The organism is Streptomyces sp. NPDC057682, assembly GCF_042799575.1.
Classification (GTDB): Bacteria; Actinomycetota; Actinomycetes; order Streptomycetales; family Streptomycetaceae; genus Streptomyces.
This window is the reverse complement of record NZ_JBHVIN010000027.1, coordinates 59,686-74,598: the sequence shown is the minus strand read 5'-3', so window position 1 is coordinate 74,598 and position 14,913 is coordinate 59,686. Positions and strand designations below refer to the sequence as shown.

Genomic DNA, 14,913 nt, shown 5'->3' with positions numbered 1-14,913 from the left:
ATGTTCGTCGCATGGAGAGATCTTCGGTTCGCCAAGGGGCGGTTCGCGCTCATGGGCACGGTGGTCGTACTGATCACCCTGCTCGTGGGGCTGCTGTCCGGGCTCACGGCCGGACTGGCCCGGGAGAACACCTCGGCCGTCACCGGGCTGGACGCCGACCACCTGGCCTTCGCCGCGCCGCCCGACGGCCGCGCGGTGTCCTTCACCGACTCCGCGGTCGAGGAGGACGCCTGGCGGAGCTGGGCCGGACGCCCCGGGGTCGAGGCCGCGCAGCCGCTGGGCATCCGCACCCTGAACGCCGCCGCCGTCACGGGGCAGCGGACGACCGCCGTATCGGCCTTCGGTGTCGAACCCGGCGGCACGCTGGCGCCGCCCGGCACCCGGGTCGGTCCCGGCCGGGTCGTCGTCAGCGCGCCCGCCGCCGACGACCTGGGCGTCGGCGCGGGCGACCGGCTGCGGCTCGGCCCCGCCGAGGTCACCGTCGCCGCGGTCGCCGGGGACGCCTCGTACAGCCACACCCCGGTCGTGTGGACCTCGCTCGCCGACTGGCAGCGGTTCGGCGGCGACGGGGCGGGCGGCACCCCGCACGCCACCGTCGTCGCGCTGACCACGACCGGTGGCGCCGATCTCGCCGCCGGGGACCGGGCGGCGGGCACCAGCACCCGCACCCTGGACGACTCCCTCACCGCCATCGGCTCCTACCAGGCGGAGAACGGCTCCCTCCAGCTGATGCGCGGCTTCCTCTTCGTCATCTCCGCCCTGGTCATCGGTGCCTTCTTCACCGTCTGGACGATCCAGCGCGGCGCCGACGTCGCCGTCCTCAAGGCGCTGGGCGCCGGGACGCCGTATCTGCTGCGGGACGCCCTCGGTCAGGCCGTGGTGATGCTCGTCGCCGGTACGGGGCTGGGCGCCGCGCTCGCCTGGGGCATCGGTGCCCTGATCGGCGGCGGGGCCGTGCCCTTCGTCCTCGACGCGCCGACCGTGCTCGTCCCCTCGGCCGTGATGATCGCCCTCGGCGCGGTCGGCGCGGCCCTCTCCGTCCGGCGGATCACCGCCGTAGACCCGCTCACCGCCCTCGGAAGTGCCCGATGACCCTCACCCTCACCGATGTCACGCTGACCTACCCCGACGGCGACGGACGGCTCACCGCCCTGGACCGCGTCGGCCTCGACGTGCCCGCGGGCACGCTCACCGCGGTCGTCGGGCCCTCCGGCTCCGGCAAGTCCAGCCTGCTCGCGGTCGCCGCCACCCTGGTCACCCCGGACTCCGGCTCCGTCGTCGTGGACGGGACGCCGACGACCGGGCTCGGCCGCGCCGAGAAGGCGGCGCTGCGCCGGGAGCGGATCGGCATCGTCTTCCAGCAGCCCAATCTGCTGCCCTCGCTCACCGCGGCGGAACAACTCCAGGTGATGCGGCATCTGTCGGGCGGCTCGGCCAGGGCCGCGCGGGCCCGTGCGCGGGACCTGCTCGACGCCGTCGGTCTCGGGGACCGCGCGGACCGCAGGCCGCATCAGCTCTCGGGCGGGCAGCGCCAGCGGGTCAACATCGCGCGGGCGCTGATGAACGAGCCCTCGGTCCTGCTCGTCGACGAGCCGACCAGTGCCCTGGACCACGAACGCGGGGCGGCCGTGCTGGACCTGCTCGTCTCGCTGACCCGGGAGCGCGCCACGGCCACCGTGCTGGTCACCCACGACCGGACCCATCTGGACCGGATGGACCGCACGGTCACGATGCGGGACGGCGGACTGGCCGAGGCGGCCCTGGCCTGAGGCACGGCCGCCCGCCGGGACCGGAGCGCGGCACCCACCGGGCCCGCTGGGTGCGCACGCCCGCCGGGGTCAGTGCGCGGAACCGCTGCTGGCCAGCGCCTCGGAGAGGTCCTTCGCGGCCTGCTGGAGGATCGGCACGATGTGCTCGGTGGCCGCCTCGGTGACCCGGCCCGCCGGGCCGGAGATCGAGATCGCCGCCGAGGTGGGGGAGTCGGGGACGGGGACCGCCAGGCACCGGACCCCTATCTCCTGCTCGTTGTCGTCCACCGCGTATCCCGTCCGGCGGACCTGCTCCAGCGCGTCCAGGAAACCGTCCGGGGTGGTGATCGTCTTCTCGGTGGCGGCCGGCATGCCGGTGCGCGCGAGCAGCGCCCGCACCTCGTCCGCCGGGGCGTGCGCGAGCAGCGCCTTGCCGACGCCCGTGGAGTGCGGCAGCACCCGCCGGCCCACCTCGGTGAACATGCGCATGGAGTGCTTGGACGGCACCTGGGCCACGTACACCACCTCGTCGCCGTCGAGCAGCGCCATGTTGGCCGTCTCGCCGGTCTCCTCGACCAGCCGGGCCAGATAGGGGCGGGCCCAGGTGCCCAGCAGCCGGGAGGCGGACTCGCCCAGGCGGATCAGCCGGGGGCCCAGCGCGTAGCGGCGGTTGGGCTGCTGGCGCACGTAACCGCACAGGACCAGGGTGCGCATCAGACGGTGGATGGTGGGCAGCGGGAGCCCGCTGCTCGCGGAGAGCTCGCTCAGTCCGACCTCGCCCCCGGCGTCGGCCATCCGCTCCAGCAGATCGAAGGCGCGCTCCAGGGACTGCACACCGCCGCTGGAACCGGCGGGCTTGGAGTCGGAAGTGCTGGCGTGGGACGACGGCACGTCAACGGTCCTTTCGGTACGGAGGAGCAAGGCAGCAGCCTACCGGGCACCGGGCGATCGGCCCACTGCCGCACGGAGGCCGTCCTGGCCGGTCAGGACGCGTTTGTCCGGGTCTCCCGGCCCCGGGCCGGGCTCCGTGCCGCGCCGGATCCGGCTCATTCTACGTTCCGCACTCCGAAAGAGTACTTTTACTTTGTGGAAACCTCTAGTCGGTGTGCAGGGTGATTGCCTGCGTGGTGGCGCGGCGGGCGGAGGTCTTGACGGCGCAGGGTCGCGAGTGAAGACTCCTGCACCAATTGGCTTCAACAGTTCGTTGAATTCCTGGAGTGGGGAGTACGGGTGCCCGGTACGGACGTGAAACTGGTTCTGCGCTCGACGCGCGTCGTCACCCCCGAGGGCACCCGCCCCGCCGCGGTGCACGTCGCCGGCGGGACGATCGACGCGGTCCTGCCGTACGGCGCGGGCGTACCGGACGGGGCCGCCGTCGAGGACTTCGGCGACGACGTCCTGCTGCCCGGCCTCGTCGACACCCACGTCCACGTCAACGACCCCGGACGCACGGAGTGGGAGGGGTTCCACACCGCCACCCGCGCCGCCGCGGCCGGCGGCATCACCACCCTGCTCGACATGCCGCTCAACTCGCTGCCGCCGACCACCACGGTCGAGCACCTGCGGATCAAGCAGCGGGTGGCCGCGCCCAAGGCCCATGTGGACACCGGCTTCTGGGGCGGGGCGGTCCCCGCCAACACCAAGGACCTGCGCCCCCTGTACGAGGCCGGGGTCTTCGGCTTCAAATGCTTCCTCTCGCCCTCCGGCGTCGAGGAGTTCCCCGAACTGGACCAGGAGCAACTGGCCCGCGCGATGGCCGAGATCACCGGCTTCGGCGGTCTGCTCATCGTGCACGCCGAGGACCCCCGCCATCTCGCCTCGGCCCCCCAGCAGGGCGGCCCGGCCTATGCCGACTTCCTCGCCTCCCGGCCGCGCGACGCCGAGAACACCGCGATCGAGGGGCTCATCGCCCAGGCGAAGCGGCTGAACGCCCGCGTCCACGTCCTGCACCTGTCCTCCGCCGACGCGCTGCCGCTCATCGCCGCCGCGAAACGCGAGGGTGTCCGCGTCACCGTCGAGTCCTGCCCGCACTTCCTCACCCTGACCGCCGAGGAAGTCCCCGACGGCGCCACCGAGTTCAAATGCTGTCCGCCGATCCGGGAGGCCGCCAACCAGGACGTTCTCTGGCAGGGCCTCGCCGACGGCACCATCGACTGCATCGTCTCCGACCACTCGCCGTGCACCACCGACCTGAAGACCCCGGACTTCGCCTCCGCCTGGGGCGGCATCTCCTCCCTCCAGCTCGGACTGCCCGCCATCTGGACCGAGGCCCGTCGGCGCGGCCACACGCTGGACGATGTCGCCCGCTGGATGTCGGCCGCCCCCGCCGCCCTCGCCGGGCTCACCGCCAAGGGCGCCGTCGAGCCCGGCCGCGACGCCGACTTCGCCGTGCTGGACCCCGACGCCGCCTTCACCGTCGACCCCGCCGCGCTCCACCACCGCAACCGGGTCACCGCCTACGCCGGGCGCACCCTGTACGGCGTGGTGCGCTCCACCTGGCTGCGCGGTGTCCGCATCGCGTCCGCTGGCGCGGTCGGCGCCCCCACCGGCCGGCTCCTGGAACGGAACCGCTGACGACGGCGGGCGGGTCCGGGGCCCGGCGGCCCCGGACCCCGGAGCCGGCTCAGGCCGCGTGGCCGCCGTCCACCGCCAGTTCCGTACCGGTGATGTACGCCGCCTCGGCCCCGGCCAGATACGAGATCAGCCCGGCGACCTCCTCGGTCCTGCCGAACCGGTCCAGCGCGTTCGCCGCGCGCTGCCCCGCGGCGAACGGGCCGTCCGCCGGATTCATGTCGGTGTCCACCGCCCCGGCCTGGACCAGGTTCACCGTGATCCCGCGCGGGCCCAGTTCGCGGGCGAGCGGCTTGGTCAGCCCGGCCAGGGCCGATTTGCTCATCGCGTACAGGGTGGCGCCCGGCCCGCCGGCGTACCGGCTCAGGGCCGTGCCGACCGAGATGATGCGGCCGCCGTCCTCCAGCACCCCGGCCGCCGCCCGGCAGGCCTGGAAGACCGCCCGGACGTTGACGGCGAGGACCCGGTCCACATCCGCGTCCGTGAGGTCCGCGATCGGGCCGAGGACGCCGATGCCCGCGTTGTTCACCAGGATGTCGAGCCGGCCGAAGTCCTCCGCCACCCGGTGCACGGCCGCCGGGACCGCGTCCGCCTCGGCTGCGTCCGCGCGCAGGGCGACCGCCCGGCGGCCGGTCGCCTCGATCCGCCGGACCACATCGGCGGCGGCGTCCTTGTCGTGCACGTAGGTGAGCGCCACATCGGCGCCGTCCCGGGCGAGCCGGAGCGCCGTCGCGGCCCCGATCCCCCGGCTGCCGCCCGTGACGAGCGCGGTGCGGCGGTTGCTGGTGAGGGTGTTCATGAGAGGTTTCCGTCCCTTGCCGTTTCCTGCTGACGGGAACCAGCAAAGTCCGTCGCGGCCCCCCGTACCGGCGGGAAACGGACGCCTACAACCCCGGCGGGTCTCGCCAAGCGGGCCGGAGCGGCGGTAGCGTGATCGCTCCGCGTGCGAGCCGGTGAGGTCTCCACATCAGTCCTGTGGAGAACCAGGAGAACCCGGGTGTCCTCTGTCGCCGTGCCCGCCCTCGCCCCGCCGCGCCGGGCCTGGACCACCGATCTGCCCGTCCTGTTCGTCGCGGTGGTCTGGGGGTCCAGCTATCTGGCCGCCAAGGGCATCACCACGCCGCGGACCGTCGTCGCCGTCCTGGTGCTCCGGTTCGCCGTCGTGCTGCCCGTGCTGGTCGTCGCCGGATGGTCCCGGCTGCGGGCGCTGACCGCCGCCCAGTGGCGCGGCGCCGGACTGCTGGGGCTGGTGCTCAGCGGGATCTTCCTGGTGGAGACGTACGGCATCGTGCACACCTCGGCGACCAACGCGGGGCTCATCATCAGCCTCACCATGATCTTCACCCCGCTCGCCGAGGCCGTCGTGACCCGCACCCGGCCGACCGGGGCGTTCCTCGCCGCCGCCGGGCTCTCCGTCGCCGGGGTCGTGCTGCTGACCCAGGGCGGCGGCTTCACCACCCCCTCGGTGGGCGATCTGCTGATGCTCGTCGCCGCCCTCGCCCGGACCCTGCACGTCCTGCTGATGGCACGCATCCGCTCCGTCCGTGCCGCCGACTCGCTGTCCCTGACGACGGTCCAGCTCGGCAGCGCGGTCGCCGTGTTCGCCCTGCTGGCCGCCGCGCCGGGCACCGGACCGGCCCCGTGGACGGTCGCCGCCGGATTCGGGGCGCGGGACTGGGCCGGGCTGCTCTTCCTGGCGGTGTTCTGCACGCTCTTCGCGTTCTTCGTGCAGATGTGGTCCGTACGCCGCACCTCGCCGTCCCGCGTCAGCCTGCTGCTCGGCACCGAACCGCTCTGGGCGGCGGCCGTCGGCATCGCGCTCGGCGGCGAGCGGCTCGGCGCCGCCGGGATCGCCGGCGCGGTCCTGGTCCTCGCCGGGACGGCGTGGGGGCGGCGCAGCGCGGAGCCGCTCACTTCGTGAGCGGGGCGTCGTCCCCGTTCTCCCCGCTCTTCCCGTTCTCCTCCTTCGCCCCGTCCTCCTTGATGGCGTCCGAGGCGATCATCAGCGCCACCCCCGTCACCAGCAGCACCAGCGAGACGAAGAGCCCGTGGTCGCGCAGGAACGGCAGCCGTGCCACCACGTTGAAGAGCCGGAACCAGTCCACCCACTGATGGATCAGCCCCGCCACACCCTGGACGAAGATCAGGAATCCGGCCGTCTCGCAGAGTCGCTTCATGCCACCGAGCCTCGCGGACGGGCCCCGCCCGGCGCGTCGGCCGGTCGGCCGCGGGCGCGCGCCGAAAGTATCCGGCCGCGCGACTTTGGTCGCCGTACGGGCCCGGAGGCCCCGGGGCCCGGCCCCGGCTGCGTAGTTTTGTCGACATGACGCGTACGGAATACCCCTGGCTGCTGCCCTCGTCGATGGCGGACCCGGAACTGCCCGGGGACCGGGGAGGCCGTGCCCGCCGCACCGTGCGGGACTGGGCGGTCGACCTGACGGCCTTCCTCTGCGCGGCCGGCCTCGGCATGGCGGCCCTCTCGACGATCGACGCCGACCCCACCACCGACGACGTCTTCGTCCTCGTGGACTCGCTGGTGGGCGCAGCCGCCTGCTGCGCCCTGTGGGTCAGGCGCCGCTGGCCGGTCGGGCTCGCCGTCGCCCTGACCGTGCTCTCCCTGGTCGAACCGGTCGCGGCGGGAGCCTGGCTGGTGTCGCTCTTCAGCGTCGCGGTCCACCGGCCGTTCCGCCCCGTCGCCCTCATCGGCGCCGCCGCCCTGGTGACCGTCCCGGTCCAGCCGTATCTGCGCCCGGACCCGACCACGTCCTTCCTCGCCTCCACCGTCGTCGGGGCACTGCTCGTCCTGCTCGTCCTCAGCTGGGGCATGGTCGTACGCTCCCGCCGCCAGCTCGTCGTCACCCTGCGCGAGCGCGCCGTGCGGGCCGAGACCGAGGCCGCGCTCCGCGCCGAGCAGGCCCAGCGGCTGGCCCGCGAGGCCATCGCCCGCGAGATGCACGACGTCCTCGCCCACCGGCTGACCCTGCTCAGCGTGCACGCCGGCGCCCTGGAGTTCCGCCCGGACGCGCCCCCGGCCGAAGTGGCCCGCGCGGCCGGCGTCATCCGGGACAGCGCCCACGAGGCGCTCCAGGACCTCCGCCAGATCATCGGCGTGCTGCGCGGCCCCGGCGACAGCGACGGCGGGGGCGACCGCCCGCAGCCCACCCTCGCCACCCTCGACGCGCTCGTCGCCGAGTCCCGGCTGGCCGGGATGCGGGTCACGCTCGACAACCGGATCGCCGACCCGGCCGCCGCGCCCGCCGCCGCCGGCCGCACCGTCTACCGGATCGCCCAGGAGAGCCTGACCAACGCCCGCAAGCACGCCCCCGGCGCCGAGGTCACCCTCACCGTCGACGGCGGACCCGGCCGGGGCATCACCGTCGAGATCCGCAACCCCGCCCCCGTCGAACCCTTCGAGCGGGTCCCGGGATCGGGTCAGGGACTCATCGGGCTGACCGAACGGGCCACCCTGGCCGGCGGCCGCCTCGACCACGGACCCGAGCCCGACGGCGGGTTCGGCGTACGGGCCTGGCTACCGTGGTCCCCATGATCTCCCCGGCACCCGCCCCCGCCGCCCGGCCCGTCCGGCTCCTCGTCGTCGACGACGACCCGCTGGTCCGCGCCGGACTCGCCCTGATGCTCGGCGGCGCCGACGACATCGTCATCGTCGGCGAGGGCGCCGACGGAGCCGAGGCGGCCGCCCTCGTCGACCGGCTGCGGCCCGACGTGGTGCTGATGGACATCCGGATGCCGGTGATGGACGGACTGACCGCCACCGAACGGCTGCGGGCCCGCCCGGACGCACCGGAGATCATCGTCCTCACCACCTTCCACGCCGACGAGCAGGTGCTGCGCGCGATCCGCGCCGGGGCGGCCGGCTTCGTCCTCAAGGACACCCCGCCCGCGCAGATCGTCGAATCGGTGCGGAAGGTCGCCGCCGGCGATCCCGTCCTCTCGCCCGCCGTCACGCGGCAGTTGATGGCGCGGGCCGCCGGACCCGGCGGCGACGAGCGGGCCGGCCGCGCCGAACGGGCCCGGCAGCGCGTCGCCGGCCTCGCCGACCGGGAGCGCGAGGTCGCGCTCGCCGTCGCACGGGGCCGCTCCAACGCGGAGATCGCCGCCGCGCTCTATCTGAGCGTCGCCACCGTGAAGACCCAGGTGTCACGGATTCTCGCCAAGTTCGATTTCAACAACCGGGTGCAGATCGCGCTGTTGATCCACGACGCGGGCCTCCTGGACACCGAGGACGGCAACGACCTGGCCTGAACCCTTCGTTCGCCGTTTCCGGACCGCCCTAGGCTGACCCCGGCGGTCCGGGCGGCCGGACCGCGCAGACAGGGAGGGTGGGGCCCATGTCCGACGTCGAGACCGACCTCTACGCGAACGCCGACTTCCTCGCGGACCCGTATCCGTACTACGCGAGGATGCGCGCCGCCGGACCCGTGCACAGCGTCCGCACCGACGAGTACGAACACGCCTGGCTCGTCGTCGGCCACGAGGAGGGGCGGGCCGTCCTCGCCGACCCCCGCTTCGCCAAGAACTGGCGGACCCTGCCCGGCCAGGCGGACTCCGGCTCGGCGGCCATCAAGTACAACATGCTGGAGATGGACGGCGAGGACCACACGCGGCTGCGCAAGCTGATCTCCCGGGAGTTCACCCCGCGCCGCATCGAGGCCCTGCGCCCCCGTGTCCGGCAGATCACCGGCGAACTGCTCGACGCGATGGTGCCCGCCGGACGGGCCGACCTCGTCGACGCACTCGCCTTCCCGCTGCCCATGACCGTCATCTGCGAGCTCATCGGCGTCCCCGACCTGGACCGCGAGGCCTTCCGCGCGATGTCGGCCGCCGTCGTCTCCACGCTCGGTGAGAAGGAGGACCCCGACGCCTTCGGGACCATGGGCGCCTACCTCGCCGAACTCATCGCGACCAAACGCCGCACACCCGGCGAGGACCTGCTGAGCGCCCTGATCGCCGCCCGGGACGACGACCTCGGCCGGCTGTCCTCCGACGAACTGATCGGCATGGCCTTCCTGCTCCTGGTCGCCGGCCACGAGACCACCGTCAACCTGATCGGCAACGGCGTCCGGGCACTGCTCGACCACCCGGACCAACTCGCCGCCCTGAAGGCGGACTTCGGACTGCTCGACGCGGCGGTCGAGGAGATGCTGCGGTACGAGGGACCGGTGGAGAACGCCACCTACCGCTTCGCCCGGGAGCGGGTCACGGTCGCCGGCCGGGTCATCGAGGCCGGGGAGACGGTCCTGGTCTCCCTCGCCGGGGCCGGCCGCGACGGCGCGCGCCACCCGGCACCCGACACCTTCGACATCCGCCGCGAACCGCGCGGCCACCTGGCGTTCGGCCACGGCGCGCACTTCTGCATCGGCGCCCCGCTGGCCCGGATGGAGGGCCGCATCGCGATCCGCGCCCTGCTGGAGCGCTGCCCCGGCCTCGCCCCGGACCCGGACGGCGCGGCCCCCGAATGGGTGCCCGGTCTGCTGATCCGGGGGGCGCGGCGGCTTCCGGTCCGCTGGTGAGCCGAACCGCCCCCGCTCCGGCCGCCGCTCCGGATACGTTCGGTCCCTCGGAACCCCGAAAGGACCACCCATGACCGGACTCGACCTGCGGGCGGCACAGAAGGTGCTGGACAGCCAGCCGTTCAGCACCCTCGTCGGCGCACGCGTCACCGCCTTCGGCGGTGGCGCGGCCACGCTGGAGATCGACAGCCGCGAGGAACTGCGGCAGCAGAACGGATTCCTGCACGGCGGTGTGCTGGCCTACGCCGCCGACAACGCGCTCACCTTCGCCGCCGGGACGACGCTCGGCCCGGCCGTGCTGACCGGCGGCTTCTCCATCCAGTATCTGCGGCCCGCCACCGGAGCCACCCTGGTCGCCCGCGCCGAGGTCGTCCACAGCGGCCGCCGGCAGGCCGTCGCCCGGTGTGATCTGTCCGTGGTGGGGGAGGACGGAGCCGAAACGCTCTGCGCCGTCGCCCAGGGCACCGTCCTGAGCGCCACCCCGTCCTGAAGGAGCCCTCGCCGTGACCCTCGCATCCATAGTCGACCTCGGGGCCCTCGGGGACGCGTTCACCCGGGACCCGCACCCCGTCTACGCCTCCCTGCGCGCCCGCGGCCCCGTCCACCGCGTCCTGCTCCCGGACACCACCCCCGCCTGGCTCGTGGTCGGTTACGAGGAGGGCCGTGCCGCCCTCGCCGACCAGCGGTTCTCCAAGGAGTGGCACAACTCCGCGCCCGAGCTGGGACTCAGCCAGGTCGCCGCCGGGGTCTCCATGCTCAGCTCGGACGCCCCCGTCCACACCCGGCTGCGCAAACTGGTCACCCGCGAGTTCACCGCCCCCCGCATGCAGCGGCTCGTCCCGCGGGTGCGGGAGATGACCGACGACCTGCTCGGCACGATGCTGGCCGCCCCCGACCGCTCGGCCGACCTCGTCGAGGCCCTGGCGTTCCCGCTGCCGATGTCCGTCATCTGCGAACTTCTCGGGGTGCCCTTCCTGGACCGCCGGCGCTTCCGCGACTGGTCCAACACCGCGGTCTCCTCCCTCGACGGCGCGGCCCGCCGCCGCGCCACCGCCGAGATGACCGCGTATCTCACCGGACTCCTCGCCGACAAACGCGAACAGCCCGGCGAGGACCTGATGAGCGCGCTCATCCACACGGCCGACGAGGACGGCGACCGGCTCTCCGCCGGCGAACTCCTGGGCATGGCCTGGCTGCTGCTCGTCGCGGGCCACGAGACCACCGTCAACCTCATCGCCAACGGCGTCCTCGCCCTGCTCACGCACCCGGACCAGCTCGCCGCCCTGCGCGCCGACCCCGGGCTCATCGACCGGGCCGTGGAGGAGATGCTGCGCTACGCGGGCCCGGTCGAGACCCCCACGTACCGCTTCACCACCGAAGCCGTCGACGTGGCCGGCACCCGTATCCCCGGCGGCGGCGAACTCGTCCTGATCGCCCTGTCCGACGCCAACCGCGACCCGGAGCGCTTCCCGGACGCCGACCGCTTCGACATCACCCGGGACACCCGCGGCCATCTGGCGTTCGGCCACGGCATCCACTACTGCCTGGGTGCGCCGCTGGCCAGGATCGAGGCGGCGGTGGCGATCGGGTCCCTGCTGGAGCGCTGCCCGGACCTGGCCCTGGCCGCGGACCCCGAGGAGCTGACCTGGCGGACGGGGATGCTCATCCGGGGGCCGGAGTCGCTGCCCGTGCGCTGGTGAGCGGGCGGGGGCGCCCCGGACCTCGGAGCGTCTCCGCGCACCCCCGTCCGGACCGGGCCCCCGCCGTCGCCGCCGCCCGGACGTCCCCGGGGCCGCGCCGGCCGCTGCGCCCTCGATTTCCAGCTCCTCGTACGGTGACACCGGCGCCCGGCTCTCGTACGGTGACACGAGTCCCCGGTACGACGAGCCCGGCCGCACCCGGCCGCCGGACCCCGTACACGCCCCGGTCCGACACACGTGCGTCGCCCCTCCGGGGGATGGCGCCCCGGGCTCGGGGATACTTGCCCAGCCGGGCCGGGACCTGACGGACCCGGCTCCACCAGCAGCACAAACGAGCAGCACAAGAAGGGCACGGCGTCGTGGCAAGGGTTCGGACAGGGGTACGCGCGATGGGCGCCGTGCTTGCGGCGGTGCTCGGGGTCTCCCTCATGGGATGCAGCAGCACCGGCGGAAAGCGGGCGGAGGAGCGCGCGGCCCAGGCCGCCGCCGAGGGCCGGTCCGCGGTGAACACACCCCGCTGGACCTTCGCCATGGTCACCCACTCGGGCGATGGCGACACCTTCTGGGACATCGTCCAGAAGGGCGCCAAGATGGCCGCCCAGAAGGACAACATCAACTTCCTGTACTCGCACAACGACGAGGCGCAGCAGCAGGCCCAGCTCGTCCAGGCCGCCATCGACAAGAAGGTCGACGGGCTGATCGTCACCCTCGCCAAGCCCGACGCCATGAAGGACGTCGTGGCCAAGGCCGTCAAGGCCGGCATCCCGGTGATCACCGTGAACTCGGGCTCCGCCGAGTCCAAGAAGTACGGCGCGCTCACCCACATCGGCCAGGACGAGTCCATCGCGGGCGAGGCCGTCGGCGAGGAGCTGAACGCGCGCGGCCGCAAGAAGGCCCTCTGCATCCTGCACGAGCAGGGCAACGTCGGCCACGAGCAGCGCTGCGCCGGGGCGAAGAAGACCTTCGACGGCGAGATGCAGAACCTGTACGTCGAGGGCACCAACATGCCCGACGTCCAGGCGTCCATCGAGGCCAAGCTCCAGGCGGACAAGGACATCGACGCGGTGGTCACCCTCGGCGCCCCGTTCGCCGACGCCGCCGTCAAGGCCAAGAAGACCGCCGGCAGCAAGGCCGAGATCGACACCTTCGACCTGAACGCCAAGGTCGCGGCCGAGCTGCAGGCCAAGACCCTCGGCTTCGCCGTCGACCAGCAGCCCTACCTCCAGGGCTACGAGGCCGTCGACCTGCTCTGGCTCTACCGCTACAACCGCAACGTCCTCGGCGGCGGCCGCCCGGTCCTCACCGGCCCGCAGATCATCACCGCCGACGACGCCGCGCAGCTCGCCGCGTACGCCGACCGGGGCACCCGATGACGGCGTCCGGAGCGTCCCCCGCCCCGGCCGACGAGCGGCTGCTGCGCACCTCGCCGCTGCGCAGGCTCCTCGGCCGCCCCGAGCTGGGCTCGGTCGTCGGCGCGCTGGCGGTCTTCCTGTTCTTCTCGGTCGTCGCGGACAGCTTCCTGCGGGCCACCAGCTTCGGCACGGTGCTCTACGCCGCCTCCACCATCGGGATCATGGCGGCGCCGGTCGCGCTGCTGATGATCGGCGGCGAGTTCGACCTCTCCGCCGGTGTGCTGGTGACCAGCTCGGCGCTGGTCTCCTCCATGTTCAGCTACCAGATGACGGCCAACGTCTGGGTCGGCGTGTTCGTGTCACTGCTGGTCACCCTGGCCATCGGCGCGTTCAACGGCTTCATGCTGACCCGGACGAAACTGCCCAGCTTCATCATCACGCTCGGCACCTTCCTGATGCTGACCGGACTGAACCTCGGCTTCACCAAGCTGATCAGCGGCACCGTGTCGACGAAGACGATCGGCAACATGGAGGGCTTCCCCTCGGCCCGGAAGGTCTTCGCCTCGTACCTGACGGTCGGCGGCGTCGAGCTGAAGGTGACCATCCTCTGGTGGGCCGTCCTCGTCGCGCTCGCCACCTGGATCCTGCTCCGCACCCGCTTCGGCAACTGGATCTTCGCCGTCGGCGGGGGAGCGGACGCGGCCCGCGCGGTCGGCGTCCCGGTGGTCCGCACCAAGATCGGCCTCTACCTCGGGGTCGCCTTCGCCGCCTGGGTCTCCGGCCAGCACCTGCTGTTCAGCTACGACGTGGTGCAGTCCGGCGAGGGCGTCGGCAACGAACTGATCTACATCATCGCGGCCGTCATCGGCGGCTGTCTGATCACCGGCGGCTACGGCTCCGCCATCGGCTCGGCCGTCGGCGCCTTCATCTTCGGCATGACCAGCAAGGGCATCGTCTACGCGGAGTGGAACCCCGACTGGTTCAAGTTCTTCCTCGGAGCCATGCTGCTCCTGGCCACCCTGCTCAACGCATGGGTACGCAAGCGCGCGGAGGCGACCTCATGACGGCACCCCGGGAACCGAGCGGGCAGCCGCTGGTCGAGCTGGACCACGTCAGCAAGTTCTACGGCAACATCAAGGCGCTCCAGGACGTCTCCCTGGAGGTCCACGCCGGGCAGATCTCCTGCGTCCTCGGCGACAACGGCGCCGGCAAGTCCACCCTGATCAAGATCATCGCGGGACTGCACGGGCACGACGCCGGACGCTTCCTCGTGGACGGCGAGGAGACCACCCTCGCCAATCCGCGCGACGCCCTGGACCGGGGCATCGCCACCGTCTACCAGGACCTCGCCGTCGTCCCGCTGATGCCGGTCTGGCGGAACTTCTTCCTCGGCTCCGAGCCGACCACCGGCGCCGGCCCCTTCAAGCGCCTGGACGTCCGGCTGATGCGCGAGACGACCCGCTCCGCGCTGCTGCGGATGGGCATCGACCTGCGCGACGTCGACCAGCCCATCGGCACCCTGTCCGGCGGCGAGCGCCAGTGCGTCGCCATCGCCCGCGCCGTCCATTTCGGCGCCAAGGTCCTCGTCCTCGACGAGCCGACCGCCGCGCTCGGCGTCAAGCAGTCCGGGGTCGTGCTCAAGTACGTCGCCGCCGCCCGGGACGCCGGGCTCGGCGTGGTCCTCATCACCCACAACCCGCACCACGCCTTCCTCGTCGGCGACCGCTTCGTCCTGCTCAAGCGGGGCGCGATGGCCGGGAGCCACACCAAGGACGACGTCACGCTCGACGAGCTGACCCGCCAGATGGCGGGCGGCAGCGAGCTGGAGGAGCTGAGCCACGAGCTGGAGCGGACCTCGGTGCCCGGCCGCCCGGACGCCCCGTCGGCGAACGACGGCACCACCGGCTGACCGTCCCCGCCGCGCCCCCGCGCCCGCCCACCGGGCCCGCCGGGGGCGCGGCGGCGCAGCGGCCGACGTACGCGCCCCCTCCGGCAGTGGCAGAATCGGGGG

At 73.3% G+C, this 14,913-nt stretch carries 15 protein-coding genes; 12 read left to right on the top strand and 3 right to left on the bottom strand.

The features are described from left to right. Both ACFVDM_RS36275 and ACFVDM_RS36270 read left to right on the top strand, forming a co-directional pair. On the top strand, positions 1-1,092 hold the full coding sequence (locus ACFVDM_RS36275; protein ID WP_383650944.1) for an ABC transporter permease: 1,092 nt from the start codon (positions 1-3) through the stop codon (positions 1,090-1,092). Beyond that, a complete protein-coding gene (locus tag ACFVDM_RS36270) occupies positions 1,089-1,769 on the top strand; it encodes an ABC transporter ATP-binding protein (protein ID WP_383650943.1) in 681 nt (226 codons plus the stop codon). The genes ACFVDM_RS36275 and ACFVDM_RS36270 overlap by 4 nt, the downstream gene beginning before the upstream one ends. 69 nt (positions 1,770-1,838) lie before the next feature. Here ACFVDM_RS36270 and ACFVDM_RS36265 read toward each other — a convergent pair whose 3' ends face one another. Continuing rightward, on the bottom strand, positions 1,839-2,639 hold the full coding sequence (locus tag ACFVDM_RS36265) for an IclR family transcriptional regulator (protein WP_383650942.1): 801 nt from the start codon (positions 2,637-2,639) through the stop codon (positions 1,839-1,841). A gap of 339 nt (positions 2,640-2,978) precedes the next feature. Here ACFVDM_RS36265 and allB point away from each other — a divergent pair, with 339 nt between their 5' ends. Beyond that, the gene (gene allB / locus ACFVDM_RS36260) at positions 2,979-4,322 is read left to right on the top strand and encodes an allantoinase AllB (protein WP_383650941.1); all 1,344 of its coding nucleotides are present in this window, start codon (positions 2,979-2,981) and stop codon (positions 4,320-4,322) included. A gap of 49 nt (positions 4,323-4,371) precedes the next feature. On the opposite strand, the gene ACFVDM_RS36255 is transcribed toward allB, so the two are convergent. Beyond that, positions 4,372-5,118, bottom strand: a complete 747-nt coding sequence (locus ACFVDM_RS36255; protein ID WP_383650940.1) for an SDR family NAD(P)-dependent oxidoreductase — start codon at positions 5,116-5,118, stop codon at positions 4,372-4,374. Between the two features lie 198 nt (positions 5,119-5,316). Here ACFVDM_RS36255 and ACFVDM_RS36250 point away from each other — a divergent pair, with 198 nt between their 5' ends. Continuing rightward, a complete protein-coding gene (locus ACFVDM_RS36250; RefSeq protein WP_383650939.1) occupies positions 5,317-6,240 on the top strand; it encodes a DMT family transporter in 924 nt (307 codons plus the stop codon). Here the strand turns inward: ACFVDM_RS36250 and ACFVDM_RS36245 are convergent. Further along, positions 6,230-6,496 (bottom strand): hypothetical protein, encoded by a 267-nt coding sequence (locus ACFVDM_RS36245; RefSeq protein WP_383650937.1) that lies wholly within the window; start codon positions 6,494-6,496, stop codon positions 6,230-6,232. The two genes, ACFVDM_RS36250 and ACFVDM_RS36245, sit on opposite strands and share 11 nt — an antisense overlap. A 146-nt stretch (positions 6,497-6,642) precedes the next feature. Here ACFVDM_RS36245 and ACFVDM_RS36240 point away from each other — a divergent pair, with 146 nt between their 5' ends. The 8 genes from ACFVDM_RS36240 to ACFVDM_RS36205 all read left to right on the top strand — a co-directional run bounded on the left by ACFVDM_RS36240 (position 6,643) and on the right by ACFVDM_RS36205 (position 14,811). Then, on the top strand, positions 6,643-7,866 hold the full coding sequence (locus ACFVDM_RS36240) for a sensor histidine kinase (protein WP_383650934.1): 1,224 nt from the start codon (positions 6,643-6,645) through the stop codon (positions 7,864-7,866). Continuing rightward, entirely contained in the window at positions 7,863-8,582 is a 720-nt protein-coding gene (locus ACFVDM_RS36235; RefSeq protein ID WP_383650929.1) for a response regulator, read from the top strand. The genes ACFVDM_RS36240 and ACFVDM_RS36235 overlap by 4 nt, the downstream gene beginning before the upstream one ends. 86 nt (positions 8,583-8,668) lie before the next feature. Continuing rightward, positions 8,669-9,850 carry a cytochrome P450 gene (locus tag ACFVDM_RS36230; protein WP_383650926.1) on the top strand — a complete coding sequence of 394 codons (1,182 nt, stop codon included), beginning with the start codon at positions 8,669-8,671 and terminating at the stop codon, positions 9,848-9,850. Between the two features lie 70 nt (positions 9,851-9,920). Next, positions 9,921-10,340 (top strand): PaaI family thioesterase, encoded by a 420-nt coding sequence (locus ACFVDM_RS36225; protein ID WP_383650923.1) that lies wholly within the window; start codon positions 9,921-9,923, stop codon positions 10,338-10,340. Positions 10,341-10,353: 13 nt separating this feature from the next. Next, positions 10,354-11,550, top strand: a complete 1,197-nt coding sequence (locus ACFVDM_RS36220) for a cytochrome P450 (protein WP_383650921.1) — start codon at positions 10,354-10,356, stop codon at positions 11,548-11,550. Between the two features lie 389 nt (positions 11,551-11,939). Then, positions 11,940-12,923: a sugar ABC transporter substrate-binding protein gene (locus ACFVDM_RS36215; RefSeq protein WP_383650918.1), complete on the top strand. Its 984-nt coding sequence runs from the start codon at positions 11,940-11,942 to the stop codon at positions 12,921-12,923. Beyond that, entirely contained in the window at positions 12,920-13,966 is a 1,047-nt protein-coding gene (locus ACFVDM_RS36210) for an ABC transporter permease (protein ID WP_383650914.1), read from the top strand. The genes ACFVDM_RS36215 and ACFVDM_RS36210 overlap by 4 nt, the downstream gene beginning before the upstream one ends. Then, entirely contained in the window at positions 13,963-14,811 is an 849-nt protein-coding gene (locus ACFVDM_RS36205) for an ATP-binding cassette domain-containing protein (protein WP_383650910.1), read from the top strand. Before ACFVDM_RS36210 ends, ACFVDM_RS36205 begins: the two co-directional genes overlap by 4 nt. The last annotated feature ends 102 nt before the right edge of the window (positions 14,812-14,913 follow it).